Annotated in this window: 12 protein-coding genes; 6 read left to right on the top strand and 6 right to left on the bottom strand. The window is 61.5% G+C overall.

The window, feature by feature from the left end; all coding sequences use genetic code 11:
• The first annotated feature begins 59 nt into the window (after positions 1–59).
• Positions 60–428, top strand: a complete 369-nt coding sequence (locus tag CGA21_RS02380; RefSeq protein ID WP_188263444.1) for a DUF6124 family protein — start codon at positions 60–62, stop codon at positions 426–428.
• Positions 429–541: 113 nt separating this feature from the next.
• On the opposite strand, the gene CGA21_RS02375 is transcribed toward CGA21_RS02380, so the two are convergent.
• The 6 genes from CGA21_RS02375 to pilG form a co-directional block, all read right to left on the bottom strand.
• Positions 542–1,009: a chemotaxis protein CheW gene (locus CGA21_RS02375; RefSeq protein ID WP_188263443.1), complete on the bottom strand. Its 468-nt coding sequence runs from the start codon at positions 1,007–1,009 to the stop codon at positions 542–544.
• On the bottom strand, positions 1,002–7,013 hold the full coding sequence (locus CGA21_RS02370; RefSeq protein ID WP_188263442.1) for an Hpt domain-containing protein: 6,012 nt from the start codon (positions 7,011–7,013) through the stop codon (positions 1,002–1,004). The genes CGA21_RS02375 and CGA21_RS02370 overlap by 8 nt, the downstream gene beginning before the upstream one ends.
• 49 nt (positions 7,014–7,062) lie before the next feature.
• Positions 7,063–9,123, bottom strand: a complete 2,061-nt coding sequence (locus CGA21_RS02365; RefSeq protein WP_020797388.1) for a methyl-accepting chemotaxis protein — start codon at positions 9,121–9,123, stop codon at positions 7,063–7,065.
• 155 nt (positions 9,124–9,278) lie between these two features.
• The gene (locus tag CGA21_RS02360) at positions 9,279–9,812 is read right to left on the bottom strand and encodes a chemotaxis protein CheW (protein ID WP_110750291.1); all 534 of its coding nucleotides are present in this window, start codon (positions 9,810–9,812) and stop codon (positions 9,279–9,281) included.
• A gap of 10 nt (positions 9,813–9,822) precedes the next feature.
• A complete protein-coding gene (pilH, locus tag CGA21_RS02355; protein WP_110750289.1) occupies positions 9,823–10,188 on the bottom strand; it encodes a twitching motility response regulator PilH in 366 nt (121 codons plus the stop codon).
• A 57-nt stretch (positions 10,189–10,245) separates the two neighbouring features.
• Positions 10,246–10,650 carry a twitching motility response regulator PilG gene (gene pilG / locus CGA21_RS02350; RefSeq protein WP_110750287.1) on the bottom strand — a complete coding sequence of 135 codons (405 nt, stop codon included), beginning with the start codon at positions 10,648–10,650 and terminating at the stop codon, positions 10,246–10,248.
• A gap of 235 nt (positions 10,651–10,885) precedes the next feature.
• Between pilG and gshB the strand changes: the two genes are divergently transcribed.
• From gshB to pyrR, 5 genes are all read left to right on the top strand, one after another.
• Positions 10,886–11,839 (top strand): glutathione synthase, encoded by a 954-nt coding sequence (gene gshB / locus CGA21_RS02345; protein WP_020797384.1) that lies wholly within the window; start codon positions 10,886–10,888, stop codon positions 11,837–11,839.
• 64 nt (positions 11,840–11,903) lie between these two features.
• On the top strand, positions 11,904–12,803 hold the full coding sequence (locus CGA21_RS02340; protein WP_020797383.1) for an energy transducer TonB: 900 nt from the start codon (positions 11,904–11,906) through the stop codon (positions 12,801–12,803).
• Positions 12,804–12,938: 135 nt separating this feature from the next.
• The gene (locus CGA21_RS02335; RefSeq protein ID WP_110750286.1) at positions 12,939–13,511 is read left to right on the top strand and encodes a YqgE/AlgH family protein; all 573 of its coding nucleotides are present in this window, start codon (positions 12,939–12,941) and stop codon (positions 13,509–13,511) included.
• Positions 13,511–13,948, top strand: a complete 438-nt coding sequence (gene ruvX, locus CGA21_RS02330; RefSeq protein ID WP_020797382.1) for a Holliday junction resolvase RuvX — start codon at positions 13,511–13,513, stop codon at positions 13,946–13,948. Before CGA21_RS02335 ends, ruvX begins: the two co-directional genes overlap by 1 nt.
• 86 nt (positions 13,949–14,034) lie before the next feature.
• Positions 14,035–14,538, top strand: coding sequence for a bifunctional pyr operon transcriptional regulator/uracil phosphoribosyltransferase PyrR (gene pyrR, locus CGA21_RS02325; protein ID WP_020797381.1), 504 nt, complete (start codon positions 14,035–14,037; stop codon positions 14,536–14,538).
• Positions 14,539–14,556: the final 18 nt, after the last annotated feature.

The raw sequence follows: 14,556 nt of genomic DNA, 5'->3' as shown, positions 1-14,556 counted from the left end.
CACCCTAATTCGTTTGGAACCGAATGGGGCAGCTGAAACTCGTCAAATGGAGATTCAGTATGTTCAAAGTAACTCCCAATCCCCCGGAAACCGATCCCGATTTCCAAGCTGCCATGGAAGCCGAGAAGCTCAGCGAAGCCGCAGACCGCGCCCTCTCTCATTACTTCCCGCCCCCTCACGAAAAACCGGCCAAGCGCCGAAAATACCAGCTGTTCACCGTCTCTCCCGATATCGGCACCGAAGCACTTCTGGCCAATGCCTCCGAAGACTTGCTGTCCATCAGCGCCATTGCGGCCGATCTGGCGGACGGGGTGGAAGGTTCGCGCCGTTCGGTAGCCTTGGCGCTCAGCCGAATGGCCGATGGTGTGCAATTGTTGGTGGAGCGGGCGCTGGATCACCATGAGGCGTTGGCCCAGGCCAAGGTTTAGCCGTCAGGTCTTCGGTGAATTGGAGGCCGCTTTCGCGAGCAGGCTCGCTCCCACAGGGTTTGGTATTCGTCGCAAAACCATTGTGGGAGCGAGCCTGCTCGCGAAGGGGCCCTTCAGACGAGCGCGGCACTCACCAACAACTCCTCCAGTGCTAACAAATCCGGCACCTTGGCCACTTGGTCCGCCACCTGCACCGCCGCTCTCTCCAGCGGGCACAAAGGCACGTCCACATAGCTCAACTGACTGTCGAGCTTGTACGAGCGCGGTATCCCTTGAACCAGTAGCGCGATGAATTTCAGCTCGGGCCGACCGCCGAGCGCATTGAGAATGACGATTCGCGCGCGTTCGCCGATGACGATTTTCTGCCCGCACGCCGACTCGAAGCTGAGCAACGGTATCTGCCGGTTGCGCCACGCGACCCTTCCCAGATACCAGGGTGGCGAGTCCAGGTCGATGGCCGCGGGTTGGTAGCCGATCAGTTCAGCCACTGCGACGTTAGGCAGGATCAGGTGGCGGTCAGCCAAAGGCAGTAGCAGGCCGGTGAGTTGGCTGTCGCGCGGGTCGTGGCGACGCTCATGCATGGGTCTTGCTCCACAGGGCAATGCTTTCAAGCAATACCGATTCCTGGTACGGCTTGCCCAGGTAATCGTTGACGCCAATGGCCATGGCCCGGTCGCGATGTTTCTGGCCAGTACGGGAGGTGATCATGATGATCGGCAGGTGCCGCAGACGCTCATCGTTGCGCACCTGGGTGGCGACTTCGAAGCCATCCATGCGTGGCATTTCGATGTCCAGCAGCATCAGGTCCGGGATGTGCTCTTCCAGCAGCAGCATGGCGTCGACACCGTCCTTGGCGGTGAGCACGTTCATGCCGTGGCGTTCGAGCAAACGGCTGGTGACCTTGCGCACGGTGACCGAGTCGTCGACCACCATCACCAGCAACGGCCGCTGCGGTTCGACCTCGACGTCGTGACTGACCGGATGCTGCGGCGCACGGGCCTGCATGGCGCGAACCGGCGCCAGCAGGTCCAGAATCAGCACCACCCGGCCATCCCCCAGAATCGTCGCCCCGGACACCCCTTGCACGGCGGCGAACTGCGGGCCGAGACTTTTCACCACGATCTCGCGCGTGCCGGCCATGGCATCGACCTGCACCGCAATATGCCGCTCGTTGCATTGCACCAGCAACACCGGCAGCGGCAGGCTCTGGCCCAACAGCCGTGGACGTGGGCTGGTTTTCAGCAGCTCGCCCAGATAACACAATTCATAGCGCTGACCGGCGTATTCATAGCTCGGTGGATCAAGGCGGAAATGCCCTTCCAGTTCGTTGGGCAACACGCGGACAATGCCATCGATGGTGTTCAGCGGAATGGCGTATTGATCCTCCCCGCATTGCACCATCAGCGCCCGGTTGACCGACACGGTGAACGGCAGGCGAATGCGAAAATGCACGCCCTGCCCCGGCACCGAGTCGATGCTCATGGTACCGCCCAGTTGCCGCACTTCTTCGTGCACCACGTCCATGCCGACCCCACGCCCGGAGATCTGGGTGATTTTCTCGGCGGTGGAAAAACCCGGTTGCAGGATGAATTGCAACACGTCGTGGTCGCTGATGACACTGTCCGGGTCGAGCAGGCCGCGCTTGATCGCCTTGCGCCGCACCGCCTCCAGTGGCACGCCGGCACCGTCGTCGCGAATATCGAAAATGATGTCGCCGCCTTCGCGCAACAGATCCAGGGTGATCCGCCCTTGCGCCGGCTTGCCCGCCGCCACACGCACCGCGGCGGATTCCAGGCCGTGGTCGACGGCATTGCGCAGCATATGCTCCAGCGGCGCCGCCATGCGCTCGAGTACATTGCGATCCATCTCGCCTTCGGCGTTGCCGACGATGAACTCGACGTCCTTGCCCAGCTCACCGGCCACCTGACGGACGATGCGCTTCAAGCGCGGCAGCATTCGCTCGAACGGCACCATGCGCGTGCGCATCAGGCCTTCCTGCAATTCGGTGTTGATGCGGCCCTGCTGTTGCAAGAGGTTTTCCGCGTCCAGGTTGCGCCGATCGAGGGTTTCCTTGAGGTCGAGCAAGTCGGAGGCGGATTCGAACAGGGCTCGCGACAGTTGTTGGAGTTGCGAGTGGCGATCCATTTCCAGCGGGTCGAACTCTTCGTAGCCCAGGCGCTCGGCATCGACTTGCTGACGGCTGAGGATCCTGCCCTGGGTTTCGGTATCGAGCCTGCGCAACTGGTCGCGCATGCGCTCGATGGTGGTTTCCATCTCGTTGAGGGCGACCTGCGCGTCGTTGACCTGCTGTTCGATGCGACCGCGAAAGATCGAGGTTTCAGCGGCCAGGTTGACCAGGTCGTCGAGCAGTTCGGCCGAGACCTTGACCATGTCCGCCCCGGCATCGGGCTGCAGCGCTGGTGTCTCGGTTTTTGCCGTAACGGTGAGTGGCGCCGGGGCTTCAGGCAGCACCGGGTGACTGAAGTTCTGGATGGCATCGATCAGCCGGTCGGCCGGCGGCAGTGGCTCACCGGCGCGCGCTGCGTCGAGCATCTGCGCCAGCCGGTCATGGCTGCGCTGCAGCAGTTCGAACATCGCCGCCGTGGGTTGCAGCATGCCGGTGGATAAACCTTCGTAGAGAAACTCCAGCTCGTGGGCCAAATCGCCAATGGGAGCGATTTCCACCATGCGCGCACCGCCCTTGAGGGTATGCAGGTCGCGCAGCAGGGTTTCCATTTCCTGCCGGTTCGACGGCTCGGCCTGCCAGCGCAGCAGCGCCGCCCCGGAGCTTTCGATGATGTCGAAGCCTTCTTCAAGAAAGATGTCCAGCAACTCGCTGTCATGGTGGGCCGAGTCGACGCCAGCGGCAGCTTCGATGACCTGGGCATTGTTTGCGTGGCTTTGCCTGAACGCGCGAATCGCTTCGATCAGTTCCTCGGGATCGCCCAGGGCTTGATGGTCCTGCAACTGCTCAAGCATCTGCGCCAGATGGCCATGGCTCAGTTGCAGCAGTTGCGTCAGCACTTCGCTGTGGCTGTAACGGCGGTCCGCCAGGCCCTCATAGAGGTTTTCCAGTTCCTGGGCCAGGTCTGCGACCGGTTCGACCTCGGCCATCCGCGCGCCACCCTTGAGGGTGTGCAAGTCGCGCTGCAACGAGGACAGCGGCGCGGGGTTATGCGGGTCACTTACCCAGCGTTGCAAGGAATGGTTGGCGCTTTCGAGGATATCCTCGGCTTCCTCAAGGAAGATCGAAACGATGTCGTCGTCCAGTTCGGCTGCGCGGTCTCCTGTAGGAGCGAGCCTGCTCGCGATGGGCTCATAGGCGCCGCGTTTATCCAATGAAAGCGCGTCATCGTTAGCGTCCATCGCGAGCGTGCTCGCTCCTACAGGGGGGAGGGTGCTTTCAAGTTCGGCGGTGGCGTCGCCCAGCTCGCGGATGCTCAAGGTGCGACTGCCGTCACTGCGGATCAAGCCCATGGCCGAAGGGTCCAGGCTCTGATCGAGCAAGCCGTGCAAGGCCCGAATCCGCTCCGGGCGCGGGCTGACTTCCTGGCCAGCCGCCAGCTCATCAAGCATGTTGATCAGCGCTTCGTGGGCACTTTGGGCTTCATGGAAAAATTCCTCGCTAACCGCCAGGCTGCTCTCTTCCACAGCACCGTAGAGGTCGAGCAAGGCTTCGCAGAGCTCATCCACCGGATGCAGGTCGGCCAGGTGGGCGCCTTCGCCGAGGGTGGTCAATTCGTCCAGCAGTGCACTGAGTTCCTGGCGTTCGCCTGGATGCTGCTGCCAGCGCCGCAACAGGCTTTCGGCGTCGAGCAGGATGTCCATGCCCTGGGCCAGGAAGTTGTTGATCAACTGCGGGTCGCGCTTGATCCTCAGGCCGGCACTGGGCGTGCTCAAGTGACTTTGCAGGCGTTCGGCGAGCAGCGCCCTGGCGCGTTCGATCAGGGCCCCGGAGCCGGGGATTTCAGCCAACGGGTCGGTCTTGAGCTGGCGCAAGCCAAGACGGAACAGTCCTTCGGCCTCCAGCAGCACTTCGACTTCGTCCAGGTCGAGCGCGATCAGGTGAGCCTTGTACTCCCGGGCCAGTTGATCGAGCGGCGTCGCCAGCTCGGCAATCGGCACGACCCCGGCCATCGACGCACTACCCTTGAGGGTGTGCAAAGCACGCTGCAGCTCATCGCTGGCCTGCAGCGGCAGGCGTTCGGCGGCCTGGTCGAGAAAGCGGTTGAGGCTGCTCAAATGGGTTTCGGCTTCCTTGCGGAAGATTTCCAGCAATAGCGGGTCGAGGGCCGCGACGTCCTGGGTATCCTCGTCCGCTGCCGTGTTATCGCCCTTGGCCAGGGCGTGGGCACGGGCCGCCAACTGGTCAACATCATTGCGCTGACGCTGGGCATCGGCGGCATATTCGGCCACCAGTTCCGGCAGCAGATCGAGCACATCGTCGAGCAGTTGCTGCACGCTGGCGCCAGGCTCCACGCTGTGTTCCAGCACGCGATTAAGCAGGTTTTCCACGGCCCAGGCCAATTCGCCAAGCACCAGGGCTCGTACCATCCGGCCACTGCCCTTGAGGGTATGAAAGGCACGGCGCAATTCGCTCAGGGCCAAGCGGTTGGTGGGGTCCGCCGACCAGCGTGGCAAATGTTCGCGAAGGATCTCCAGCACTTCATCCGTTTCTTCGAGGAATACTTCACGCAATTCCTCATCCACCGGCTCTTCGCCTGAAGGTGGCGGCAGCAGGCTATCCGGGGTGTCGAGCGCGGGCGGGTTGAGGGCCGAAACCGGGCTGGCCAGCACATCGGCCAGGGCCTGGGCGATGGCCGGGGCATCCCGCTCCTGCTGTTGCCGCAGGGACTGCGCTTCGCCGGGGCTCAGGACATCCGCCAGCACTGGCACCTGTCGCTCGCTGGGGAAAAAACCGAGTGAGGCCAGGCGACTTTGCGCCACGTCGAGCAGTTGCTCACCGGGGGCTTCGGGGTCGTCGTTGAGGCGCTCAAGGTAATACTCGATGCTGGTGATCACGTCGGCCAGGCTGTCCAACGCCTGCCAGCCGGGCTGATGCGGCTCAAGCAGCAGGTGTTCATGAATGTAGTGATTGCAGGTTTCGATCAGGCCCGCCGCGCGGGTCAACGGGATCATCGCCAGCGCACCCCGCACCTGGGTCAGCAGGGCCGGCAGCCCCTGCAGGTGCTGTCGGTCCCAATCGGCATCGATGTAGTCGACGATCATGTCCTTGGCTTGCTGCAGACAGATGCGCGCTTCCTTGATGACGATCTGGTGGATCTGCGTCAGGTCGGTGGTGGGCAGCCGACTGTCTTCCTGGCTTTCAGGCTCTACGGTGCCGACCATGCCCGCCAGCGTCGCTTCGACGTAAAGCAAGGCCCCGGCCACGTCCATGAGGATCGCATCATCGGGTATGCGCTGGCCTTGGGCCAGGCTCAGCACCACGGCCAGTTGATCGATGATCACCTTGCGGGGTTGGCCGAAGCCCAGTACCGCCAGGGTGTCAGCGATTTGCCGCAGGGGCGCCAGCAGGCTGTCGAGGTCCGAAGTGTGTTGCCGATCGCTGCGCACGAACAGGTCCAGGCGCTCCTTGACCCGCACCAGCTCTTCGCACAATGCCGCCAATACCGAGCGCATGGCATCACGATCAGGACCGGCCAGGCGGGCGCGTTCTTCGTCGACCATCGCGCTGTCAGGCAATGCATCGTCCAGTGCGTAGCGATCTTTCATGGTCAGCATCTGCCCGGTGGGATGTTCGGCCTTGGCAATGTAGAACAGCAAACTCTTCAGCAACTCGGGTGGCGGCGGCTGATTGATGCCCTGCATGCCTTGTTCGAGCAGACGCTTGAGCTCTTTGTCGGCCTCCTTGAACAGGCTGCGCAAGGCCGGGCTGTTGGTAATGACGCCGGCGCGCATGCCTTCGACCAGCGCTGAAGCCACCTGCCACAGTGGGCTCAGGGGCGCTGAATCGCACAAGCCTTCCAGACGAGTAAAGACCTTGGCCAGGTACTCCAGGTGCGTGTCGTCATCCTGCTCACGCAGCAACCCGACCAGGGCCATCTGCAACATTTGCCGCAACTTGCGCAGCACATTCGGCAAGTCCGCCGGCTCCAGCCGCGCCAGGGCCGCTTGATCCAGGGCAGGCAGGTCTGGCAACTGCGGGCTGAACAGGCTGGTTTCCGACAACAGGCTTTCGCCGCGGGCGCTGCGCAGGTCGTTGATCAGCGGCAACACGACCAAAGGCAGATCGCGGCGTGCACCTTGCACGCGATCCAGGTAGATCGGCAACTGCCCCAGCGCTTGCAGCATTAGGTGCAACGCCTCGTCACGATGATGGACGCGATTGTGTTGCAAGGCGGTGACCAGTTGCTCCATTTCTTCGGCGAGCAACGCCGCGCCGTAGAACTCGACCATCTGCAGACTGCCGTGAACCTGATGGATGCACGCCAGGCATTCGCTCAGGGCGTGCGTCGCCTGCGGGTCATCAAGCTGGGTTTCGATCGCGTGATGAGCCTGCTTCAGCGTTTCGGCAATTTCGCCTTTGACCCATTCAAGGGCCACATAGTCGTGCCGATCACCCATAACCACTCCAATCCCCACTTCTATCAAGATAGCCATGCCCGGGGGCGGTTCAAGCTTTGTCCGCGACCTGCGCCTGGGTGGCCGGCAAGGTGAAGCCAGACACCGAACGCCGCAACTGGCTGGCCATTTTTGCCAGGTTGCCGATGCTCTCGGCGGTGGCGGTAGAGCCGGACGAGGTCTGCGAAGTGATCTGCTGGATCACGTTCATCGTCAGGGAAATCTGACCGGCAGACGACGTTTGTTGTTGCGCCGCGTTGGAAATGCTCTGGATCAGCGCCGCCAGGGTCTTGGACACCCCTTCGATTTCTTCCAGGGCCACACCGGCATCCTGCGCCAGACGCGCGCCGCGCACCACTTCGGTGGTGGTCTGCTCCATGGAAATGACCGCTTCGTTGGTGTCGGCCTGGATCGCCCGCACCAGGGTTTCGATCTGCCGCGTTGCGGCCGAAGAGCGTTCCGCCAGGCGCTGCACTTCATCGGCAACCACTGCGAAACCACGCCCGGCGTCACCGGCCATGGACGCCTGGATCGCCGCGTTGAGGGCGAGAATGTTGGTCTGGTCGGCAATGTCATCGATCAAGCTGACGATATCGCCGATTTCCTGGGAAGACTCGCCAAGGCGTTTGATTCGCTTGGCGGTGTCTTGAATCTGTTCGCGGATGTTGTCCATGCCATGGATGGTGTTGTGCACCACTTCATTGCCCTTGTTGGCGATTTCCACCGAACGCTCGGCCACCGCCGAGGATTCCGCGGCGTTGGCCGACACCTGATCGATGGACTCAGCCATGTCGTTGATCGCGGTGGAGGCTTCGGAAATCTGTTGGGCCTGATGTTCCGAGGCCTGCGCCAGGTGCATCGCGGTAGCCTGGGTTTCCTGCACGGCGGCTGCAACCTGGCCCGCCGTCAGGTTGATCGTTGCCACCAGATCGCGCAGTTGGTCCACGGAATAGTTGATCGAATCGGCGATGGTCCCGGTGAAGTCTTCGGTTACCGTGGCGGTCACGGTCAGGTCGCCGTCGGCCAGGTCTTCGATTTCGTCGAGCAGGCGCATGATCGCGTTCTGGTTGCGCTCGTTCTTTTCGGCAGTCTCGCGCAGCTGGCGATTGGTTTCGCGCACCATCACCAGGCCGATGAGGATGATCGACATCAGCGCCCCCAGGCCCAGGACATAACCGCCGATGGTGTCGGTGTCACGCCCTCCGGCGAGGTTTTCAAAGCCACTGGCCAAATGGGAAGCTTCGTCTAGCAGGGTTTGCGAAAGGCTGAAAATATTGGTGGCCGACTCACGAACCTTGAACAGCTCCGGTGAGGTTTCGAGGATTTCGTCCACTGAACCTGAGACGAATTCGAACAGCTCGGATATCTCGATCAGCCGCGCGCGCGCGTCACGGTCCTCGACCTGGCTGACCCGCAGAGAGGCGTTGCCCTGGAGCATGCCGTTGAGCACCTGGCCGAACCGCGCCGCATCACGGCCGAACGCATCGGCGGCCTGCTGTGAGTTTTCGTCGCCGGACAACACGGTATTGACCGCCCCTAAAATACGCTCGGCCAACAGTGATTGACGCTGCGCCATCGCCACCTGCGCCGCCGGGGCGCCACGTTGCAGCAGGGTTTCCACCACCTTTTCGTATTCAACCTGCAACTGCGGCACGGTTTCGGCCAGGGTCGCGGCGACTTGATGCAGCGACAGCACCGTCTGTTCACTGGACAGGATCGCATCGGTGTTTTTCAGCAAGCGCTCCCAGTCCAGTTGCACGGCGCGCATTTCCGGGCGCACGCTGGGCGGTGCCGGTGGCAGGCCGGTGGCGGGGTCGCCTTTCTTCAGATAGCTCCAGCGCCGGGCAAAATCGTTGCGCGCATCGCTGAGCAACTTGAATGCCGCAGCCTTGCCGGCAGCGGCCTCGGTCGCATTCTTGGCGATGCGCTGGGACAACACGCGCAGCTCACCGGCGTGACCGATGTACTGTTTGTCGTAGGTGGCCTGGGTGTTGAGGTACGCGAAGTTGGCGAACAACAACATGATGAAGATGATCAGGGCGATGAACAGCGCGATGATCTGCGATCGACTGCGCGACGCCTCCATTGGCTTGCCTGTTTTTGCTTTTATCATCGGTCTTCGCCTGTTAACCCACTTCTAGGCCTGCCAGAATCCCCTGTGGGAGCGGGCTTGCTCGCGAAAGCGCCAGTCCATTCAACATTGATATTGACTGATCTGCCGCTTTCGCGAGCAAGCCCGCTCCCACATTTAGAGCTGTGACGCTCCATTTAAACGGCAACGTTCATGAATCCCTGCGACCGCGCCAGCGTAAACAGGCTCAACACCTGCCAGCTCTGCTCGCGCTGAAACCGGCCGGTGATGAACGGTGCGATCGGGCCGCCCGGCGCGTCTATCGGCTGCAGACTGTCCCGGGCGAAGTGCTGCAAGCCGAAGACTTCATCGACCAGCAACCCGGCAAACACCTCGTCATGCTCCACCACCAATACGCGCCGCTGCTTGCGCGTCGCCGAGATTTCCTGGCCAAAAAAACCGCACAAATCAATGATCGGCAACAAACGCCCGCGCAGATTGGCCACGCCCTTTACCCAGGACTTGACCCCCGGCACCAGCGTAAAACGCGGTTCGTGCAACACTTCACCGATTTCCCCCATGGGCGCGACGTACCACTGTTCGCCCAGGCGAAAACCGATGCCGCTCCAGCTGTCCTGGCGGGCGGGCTGGGACGGCAAGTCCGCCGCCAGCAAGCGACAACGCCGGTCGATCTGCAATAGCAGTTCGAAGGCGGTCAGTGATTCGCTCATGGCCTTGTGATCAACCGGCCAGCACGGTGTTCAAGGTCTTGATCAGGGTATCTTCGTCAACCGGCTTGGTCAGGTAGTCCTTGGCCCCTTGGCGCGTACCCCAGACCTTGTCGGTTTCCTGATCCTTGGTGGTGATGATGATCACCGGGATGTGCCCGGTTTCCGGATCTTTGGTCAGCTGGCGAGTCGCCTGGAAGCCATTGAGTCCGGGCATGACGATATCCATCAGCACTGCGTCGGGTTTTTCCTGGCGGGCCAGCGCCACGCCGTCTGCGCCGTTTTCGGCTTTCAATACTTCATGACCGTGCTTCTCCAGCATGCCGGTCAATTTGTACATTTCGGTCGGCGAATCATCGACGATCAGGATACGTGCCATGGTCTTCCCCATTCTTGTCGGCGCAGGGCCCAATGGCCGAGCGTCACTGTAGGTGTCTTACTGCGGCAAAACAGCGGCAAAGCCCGGAACATGGGCCTGGATCGCGCTCAGCAGCTCTTCCTTGCTGAAAGGCTTGGTCAAAAACTGGTCGGAGCCGACAATGCGCCCCTTGGCCTTGTCGAACAGCCCGTCCTTGGACGACAGCATAATCACTGGCGTGCACTTGAATGCACTGTTGTTCTTGATTAACGCGCAAGTCTGATAGCCATCCAGGCGCGGCATCATGATGTCGACAAAGATGATGCCGGGGTGGTGATCGACGATCTTGGCCAGCGCATCGAACCCATCGATGGCCGTGATGACCTCACAACCCACGTTCTTGAGCAGTGTTTCGGCGGTGCGGCGAATCGTCTTCGAATCGTCGATTACCATGACCTTCAAGGCGTTGGGTTGCTGTTCCATAGTTGCTCTACCGTCGCCTTTAGGAATCTATTTGTCCATCTGCGGGGCGTCGAGGACTCGAAACCCTTGATGTTCAAGGGTCGGCACGACATGGCAGTCTTTTTAGCACAGTCTCCATATCCAATCTATCGGCCGGTCCCGGCAGTGGTTTTTCCTTGACCGGGAACACTCTCAGCGCCACTCTGACGCCACTTTTATATGGTCCTAGGCCTCACCCACTTTTGAGGAAACACCCATGAGCGTTCGTGTCGGGATTGTCATGGATCCTATCGCCAGCATCTCCTATAAAAAGGATAGCTCGCTGGCCATGCTGCTGGCCGCACAGAAACGCGGCTGGGAACTGTTCTACATGGAACAGCGCGACCTGTACCAGGCCGAAGGGCAGGCGCGGGCGCGGATGCGTCCACTGAAAGTGTTCGCCAACCCGGAAAAATGGTTCGAGCTGGAAGCCGAGCAGGACAACCTGCTGAGCGACCTGGACGTGATCCTGATGCGCAAGGATCCGCCTTTCGACATGGAATTCGTCTATACCACCTATTTGCTGGAACAGGCCGAGAATGCTGGCGTACTGGTGGTCAACAAGCCGCAAAGCCTGCGTGACTGCAACGAAAAACTGTTCGCCACGCTGTTTCCGCAGTGCACGCCCCCGACCATCGTCAGCCGTCGCCCTGACGTATTGCGTGAATTCGCCGACCATCATGGCGATGTGATTCTCAAGCCACTCGACGGCATGGGCGGGTCCTCGATCTTCCGTCACACCGCCGGCCACCCGAACCTTTCGGTGATCCTCGAAACCCTGACCCTGCACGGCCAGCAGCAAATCATGATCCAGGGCTACCTGCCGGCCATCGTCGATGGCGACAAACGCATCCTGATGATCGACGGCGAGCCGGTGGACTACTGCCTGGCGCGCATTCCTGCTGCCGGCGAAACCCGTGGCAACCTTGCAGCCGGTGGCCGCGGCGAAGCCCGTCCATTGACCGAGAAGGATCGCTGGATCGCGGCGCAAGTCGGTCCGACCCTGCGCGAAAAAGGCCTGCTGTTCGTCGGCCTCGATGTGATCGGCGAGCACCTGACAGAGATCAACGTCACCAGCCCGACCTGCATCCGCGAAATCGACAATGCCTTCGGCACCGATATTGGCGGCATGCTGATGGATGCCATCGATCAGAAGCTCAAGGCCCGTTGATAAGCCAAACCAACATTGCGTTATCATGCGCGGCCTGTGAAAACGCGATGTTGGTTTCCTTGTCATGACCCTCCCGTCCGATCTGCCCCCCGAACTCGCCCACCACGGCGTGCGCCCGGCCGATCGCCTCGGTTTTACCCTGTTCCTGGCGGCGCTGATCCACCTGGCATTACTGCTGGGTGTCGGTTTCACAATGGTCGAGCCCAAGCAGATCAGCAAAACCCTGGAAATCACCCTCGCCACCTTCAAAAGCGAAAAGAAACCGGAAAAGGCTGACTTCCTCGCCCAGGAAAACCAGCAAGGCAGCGGCACCCTGGACAAGAAGGCCATCCCCAAGACCACCGAGATCGCACCGTTCCAGGACAACAAGGTACAAAAAGTCACGCCACCGCCCGCCGCCAAGCCAGAACAGAAGGACGCCCCGCCCAAGGCAGCCGTGACCACCGTCGCACCCAAGCCGAAGAAAGCCCCGACAAAAACCGAGGAGCCCAAGCCCGTCACCAAACCTGTGGTGGCGGCACCGACATTCGACAGCGAACAGCTGTCCAGCGACATCGCCAGCCTCGAAGCCGAACTGGCCCAGGAACAACAGTTGTACGCCAAGCGCCCGCGCATCCACCGCCTGAGCGCCGCCTCGACCATGCGCGACAAGGGCGCCTGGTATAAAGACGAGTGGCGTAAAAAAGTCGAGCGCATCGGCAACCTCAATTACCCCGACGAAGCCCGGCGCAAGCAGATTTACGGCAACCTGCGCCTGATGGTCTCGATCAACCGCGACGGATCGCTGTATGAAGTGCTGGTGCTGGAGTCGTCCGGACAACCGCTGCTGGACCAGGCGGCCCAGCGCATCGTGCGCCTGGCAGCGCCGTTCGCCCCCTTTACCGGAGACCTGTCGGACATCGATCGCCTGGAAATCATCCGCACGTGGAAATTTGCACGCGGGGACCGACTCTCCAGTAATTAATTGAAGATCAAAAGATCGCAGCCTGCGGCAGCTCCTACATGTGGAATGCATTTCCCTGTAGGAGCTGCCGCAGGCTGCGATCTTTTGACGTGCTTCGGCTTGTCAGTTCGTCCCTCCAACGCCACACTAGCGTTCATGAAAAACGTCAGCCCCAGCTACCTCAAGCATCACTTCCTGATCGCCATGCCTCACATGGTCGACCCGAACTTTGCGCACACCTTGACCTACATCGTCGAGCACACGGCCAATGGTGCCATGGGGCTGGTGGTCAACCGTCCGCAGGACCTGAACCTGGCCGATATCCTCGAGCAATTGCGCCCGGACATCGAACCACCGGCACTTTGTCAGCACGTACCGATCTTCATCGGCGGGCCGGTGCAGACCGATCGTGGTTTTGTCCTGCACCCCAAGGGCCAGAGTTTTCAAGCGACCGTTGATCTGGAAGGCGAGCTGTCCCTGTCGACCTCCCAGGACGTGCTGTTCGCCATCGCCGATGGCGTCGGCCCGGCGAAAAGCGTTATCACGCTGGGTTATGCCGGATGGGAAGCCGGGCAACTGGAGGCCGAACTGGCCCAGAACGCCTGGCTGACCTGCCCGTACGATGCCGACATCCTGTTCAACACCAGCAGCGAGCTGCGCCTGGAAGCGGCAGCCAGGCAGCTGGGCGTCAATCTCAGCCTGCTCACCAGCCAGGCGGGGCACGCCTGATGGCCCTGCGGTTGATTCTGGGATTCGACTACGGCACCAAGCAGATCGGCGTTGCGGTTGGCCAGGTCATTACCGGCCAGGCCCGCGAGCTGTGCACCTTGAAGGCACAAAACGGTATTCCCGACTGGGATCAGGTAGAAGCGCTGATCAAGGAGTGGAAACCCGACGCCGTGGTGGTCGGCCTGCCGCTGAACATGGACGGCACACCCAGCGACATGTGCGCCCGCGCGGAAAAATTCGCCCGACGCCTCAACGGTCGCTTCAACCTGCCCTTCTATACCCACGATGAACGCCTGACCACCTTTGAAGCCAAGGGCGAACGCCTGGCCCGGGGCGGACAGAAAGGCAGCTACCGCGACAACCCGGTGGATGCCATCGCCGCCGCCCTGCTGCTGCAAGGCTGGCTCGACGAGAACAGCGCATTGTTCCAATCCTAATCCTGAAGAGCCGTCACCCGTCTCTTTTAGCTACAACCCGAGCCACCTCCCGCAACGATCCGGCTCGGGCCCAAGAAGGAGCAACCATGAGCCTGCCCAATCCCGCCGAACTGATCAGCCAGATGGCGACTGATCTCAAGGCACACCTGGAACACCGTGGCATCAGCGAACCGCGCTACATCGGCATTCGTACCGGTGGCGTGTGGGTTGCCCAGGCCCTGCTCAAGGAGCTGGGCAGCGCCGAACCGCTTGGCACACTCGACGTTTCCTTCTACCGCGACGACTTCAGCCAGAACGGCCTGCACCCGCAAGTGCGGCCGTCGGCCCTGCCGTTCGAGATCGAAGGCCAGCACCTGGTGCTGATCGACGACGTATTGATGAGCGGGCGGACCATCCGCGCCGCCCTGAACGAACTCTTCGACTATGGTCGCCCGGCCAGCGTGACGCTGGTATGCCTGCTGGACCTGGATGCCGGGGAACTGCCGATCCGCCCCAACGTACTGGGCGCGACCCTGTCCCTGGCAGCCCACGAGCGGGTGAAACTGTCGGGGCCGGAACTCAAGCTCGAACTGCAAGACCTCGCCCTTTAATTCGCCCTATTGAGAGTC

Source organism: Pseudomonas sp. PSB11 (assembly GCF_014596605.1).
GTDB lineage: Bacteria > Pseudomonadota > Gammaproteobacteria > Pseudomonadales > Pseudomonadaceae > Aquipseudomonas > Aquipseudomonas umsongensis.
The sequence above is the reverse complement of the archived record's forward strand: the minus strand, read 5'-3'. Positions and strand labels throughout refer to the sequence as shown.

What these genes read in the sequence shown, in the direction of transcription:
- CGA21_RS02380 (WP_188263444.1), top strand. Translation starts at nt 60, where the DNA reads ATGTTCAAAGTAACTCCCAATCCCCCGGAAACCGATCCCGATTTCCAA.
- CGA21_RS02375 (WP_188263443.1), bottom strand. Translation starts at nt 1,009, where the DNA reads ATGCATGAGCGTCGCCACGACCCGCGCGACAGCCAACTCACCGGCCTG.
- CGA21_RS02370 (WP_188263442.1), bottom strand. Translation starts at nt 7,013, where the DNA reads ATGGGTGATCGGCACGACTATGTGGCCCTTGAATGGGTCAAAGGCGAA.
- CGA21_RS02365 (WP_020797388.1), bottom strand. Translation starts at nt 9,123, where the DNA reads ATGATAAAAGCAAAAACAGGCAAGCCAATGGAGGCGTCGCGCAGTCGA.
- CGA21_RS02360 (WP_110750291.1), bottom strand. Translation starts at nt 9,812, where the DNA reads ATGAGCGAATCACTGACCGCCTTCGAACTGCTATTGCAGATCGACCGG.
- pilH (WP_110750289.1), bottom strand. Translation starts at nt 10,188, where the DNA reads ATGGCACGTATCCTGATCGTCGATGATTCGCCGACCGAAATGTACAAA.
- pilG (WP_110750287.1), bottom strand. Translation starts at nt 10,650, where the DNA reads ATGGAACAGCAACCCAACGCCTTGAAGGTCATGGTAATCGACGATTCG.
- gshB (WP_020797384.1), top strand. Translation starts at nt 10,886, where the DNA reads ATGAGCGTTCGTGTCGGGATTGTCATGGATCCTATCGCCAGCATCTCC.
- CGA21_RS02340 (WP_020797383.1), top strand. Translation starts at nt 11,904, where the DNA reads ATGACCCTCCCGTCCGATCTGCCCCCCGAACTCGCCCACCACGGCGTG.
- CGA21_RS02335 (WP_110750286.1), top strand. Translation starts at nt 12,939, where the DNA reads ATGAAAAACGTCAGCCCCAGCTACCTCAAGCATCACTTCCTGATCGCC.
- ruvX (WP_020797382.1), top strand. Translation starts at nt 13,511, where the DNA reads ATGGCCCTGCGGTTGATTCTGGGATTCGACTACGGCACCAAGCAGATC.
- pyrR (WP_020797381.1), top strand. Translation starts at nt 14,035, where the DNA reads ATGAGCCTGCCCAATCCCGCCGAACTGATCAGCCAGATGGCGACTGAT.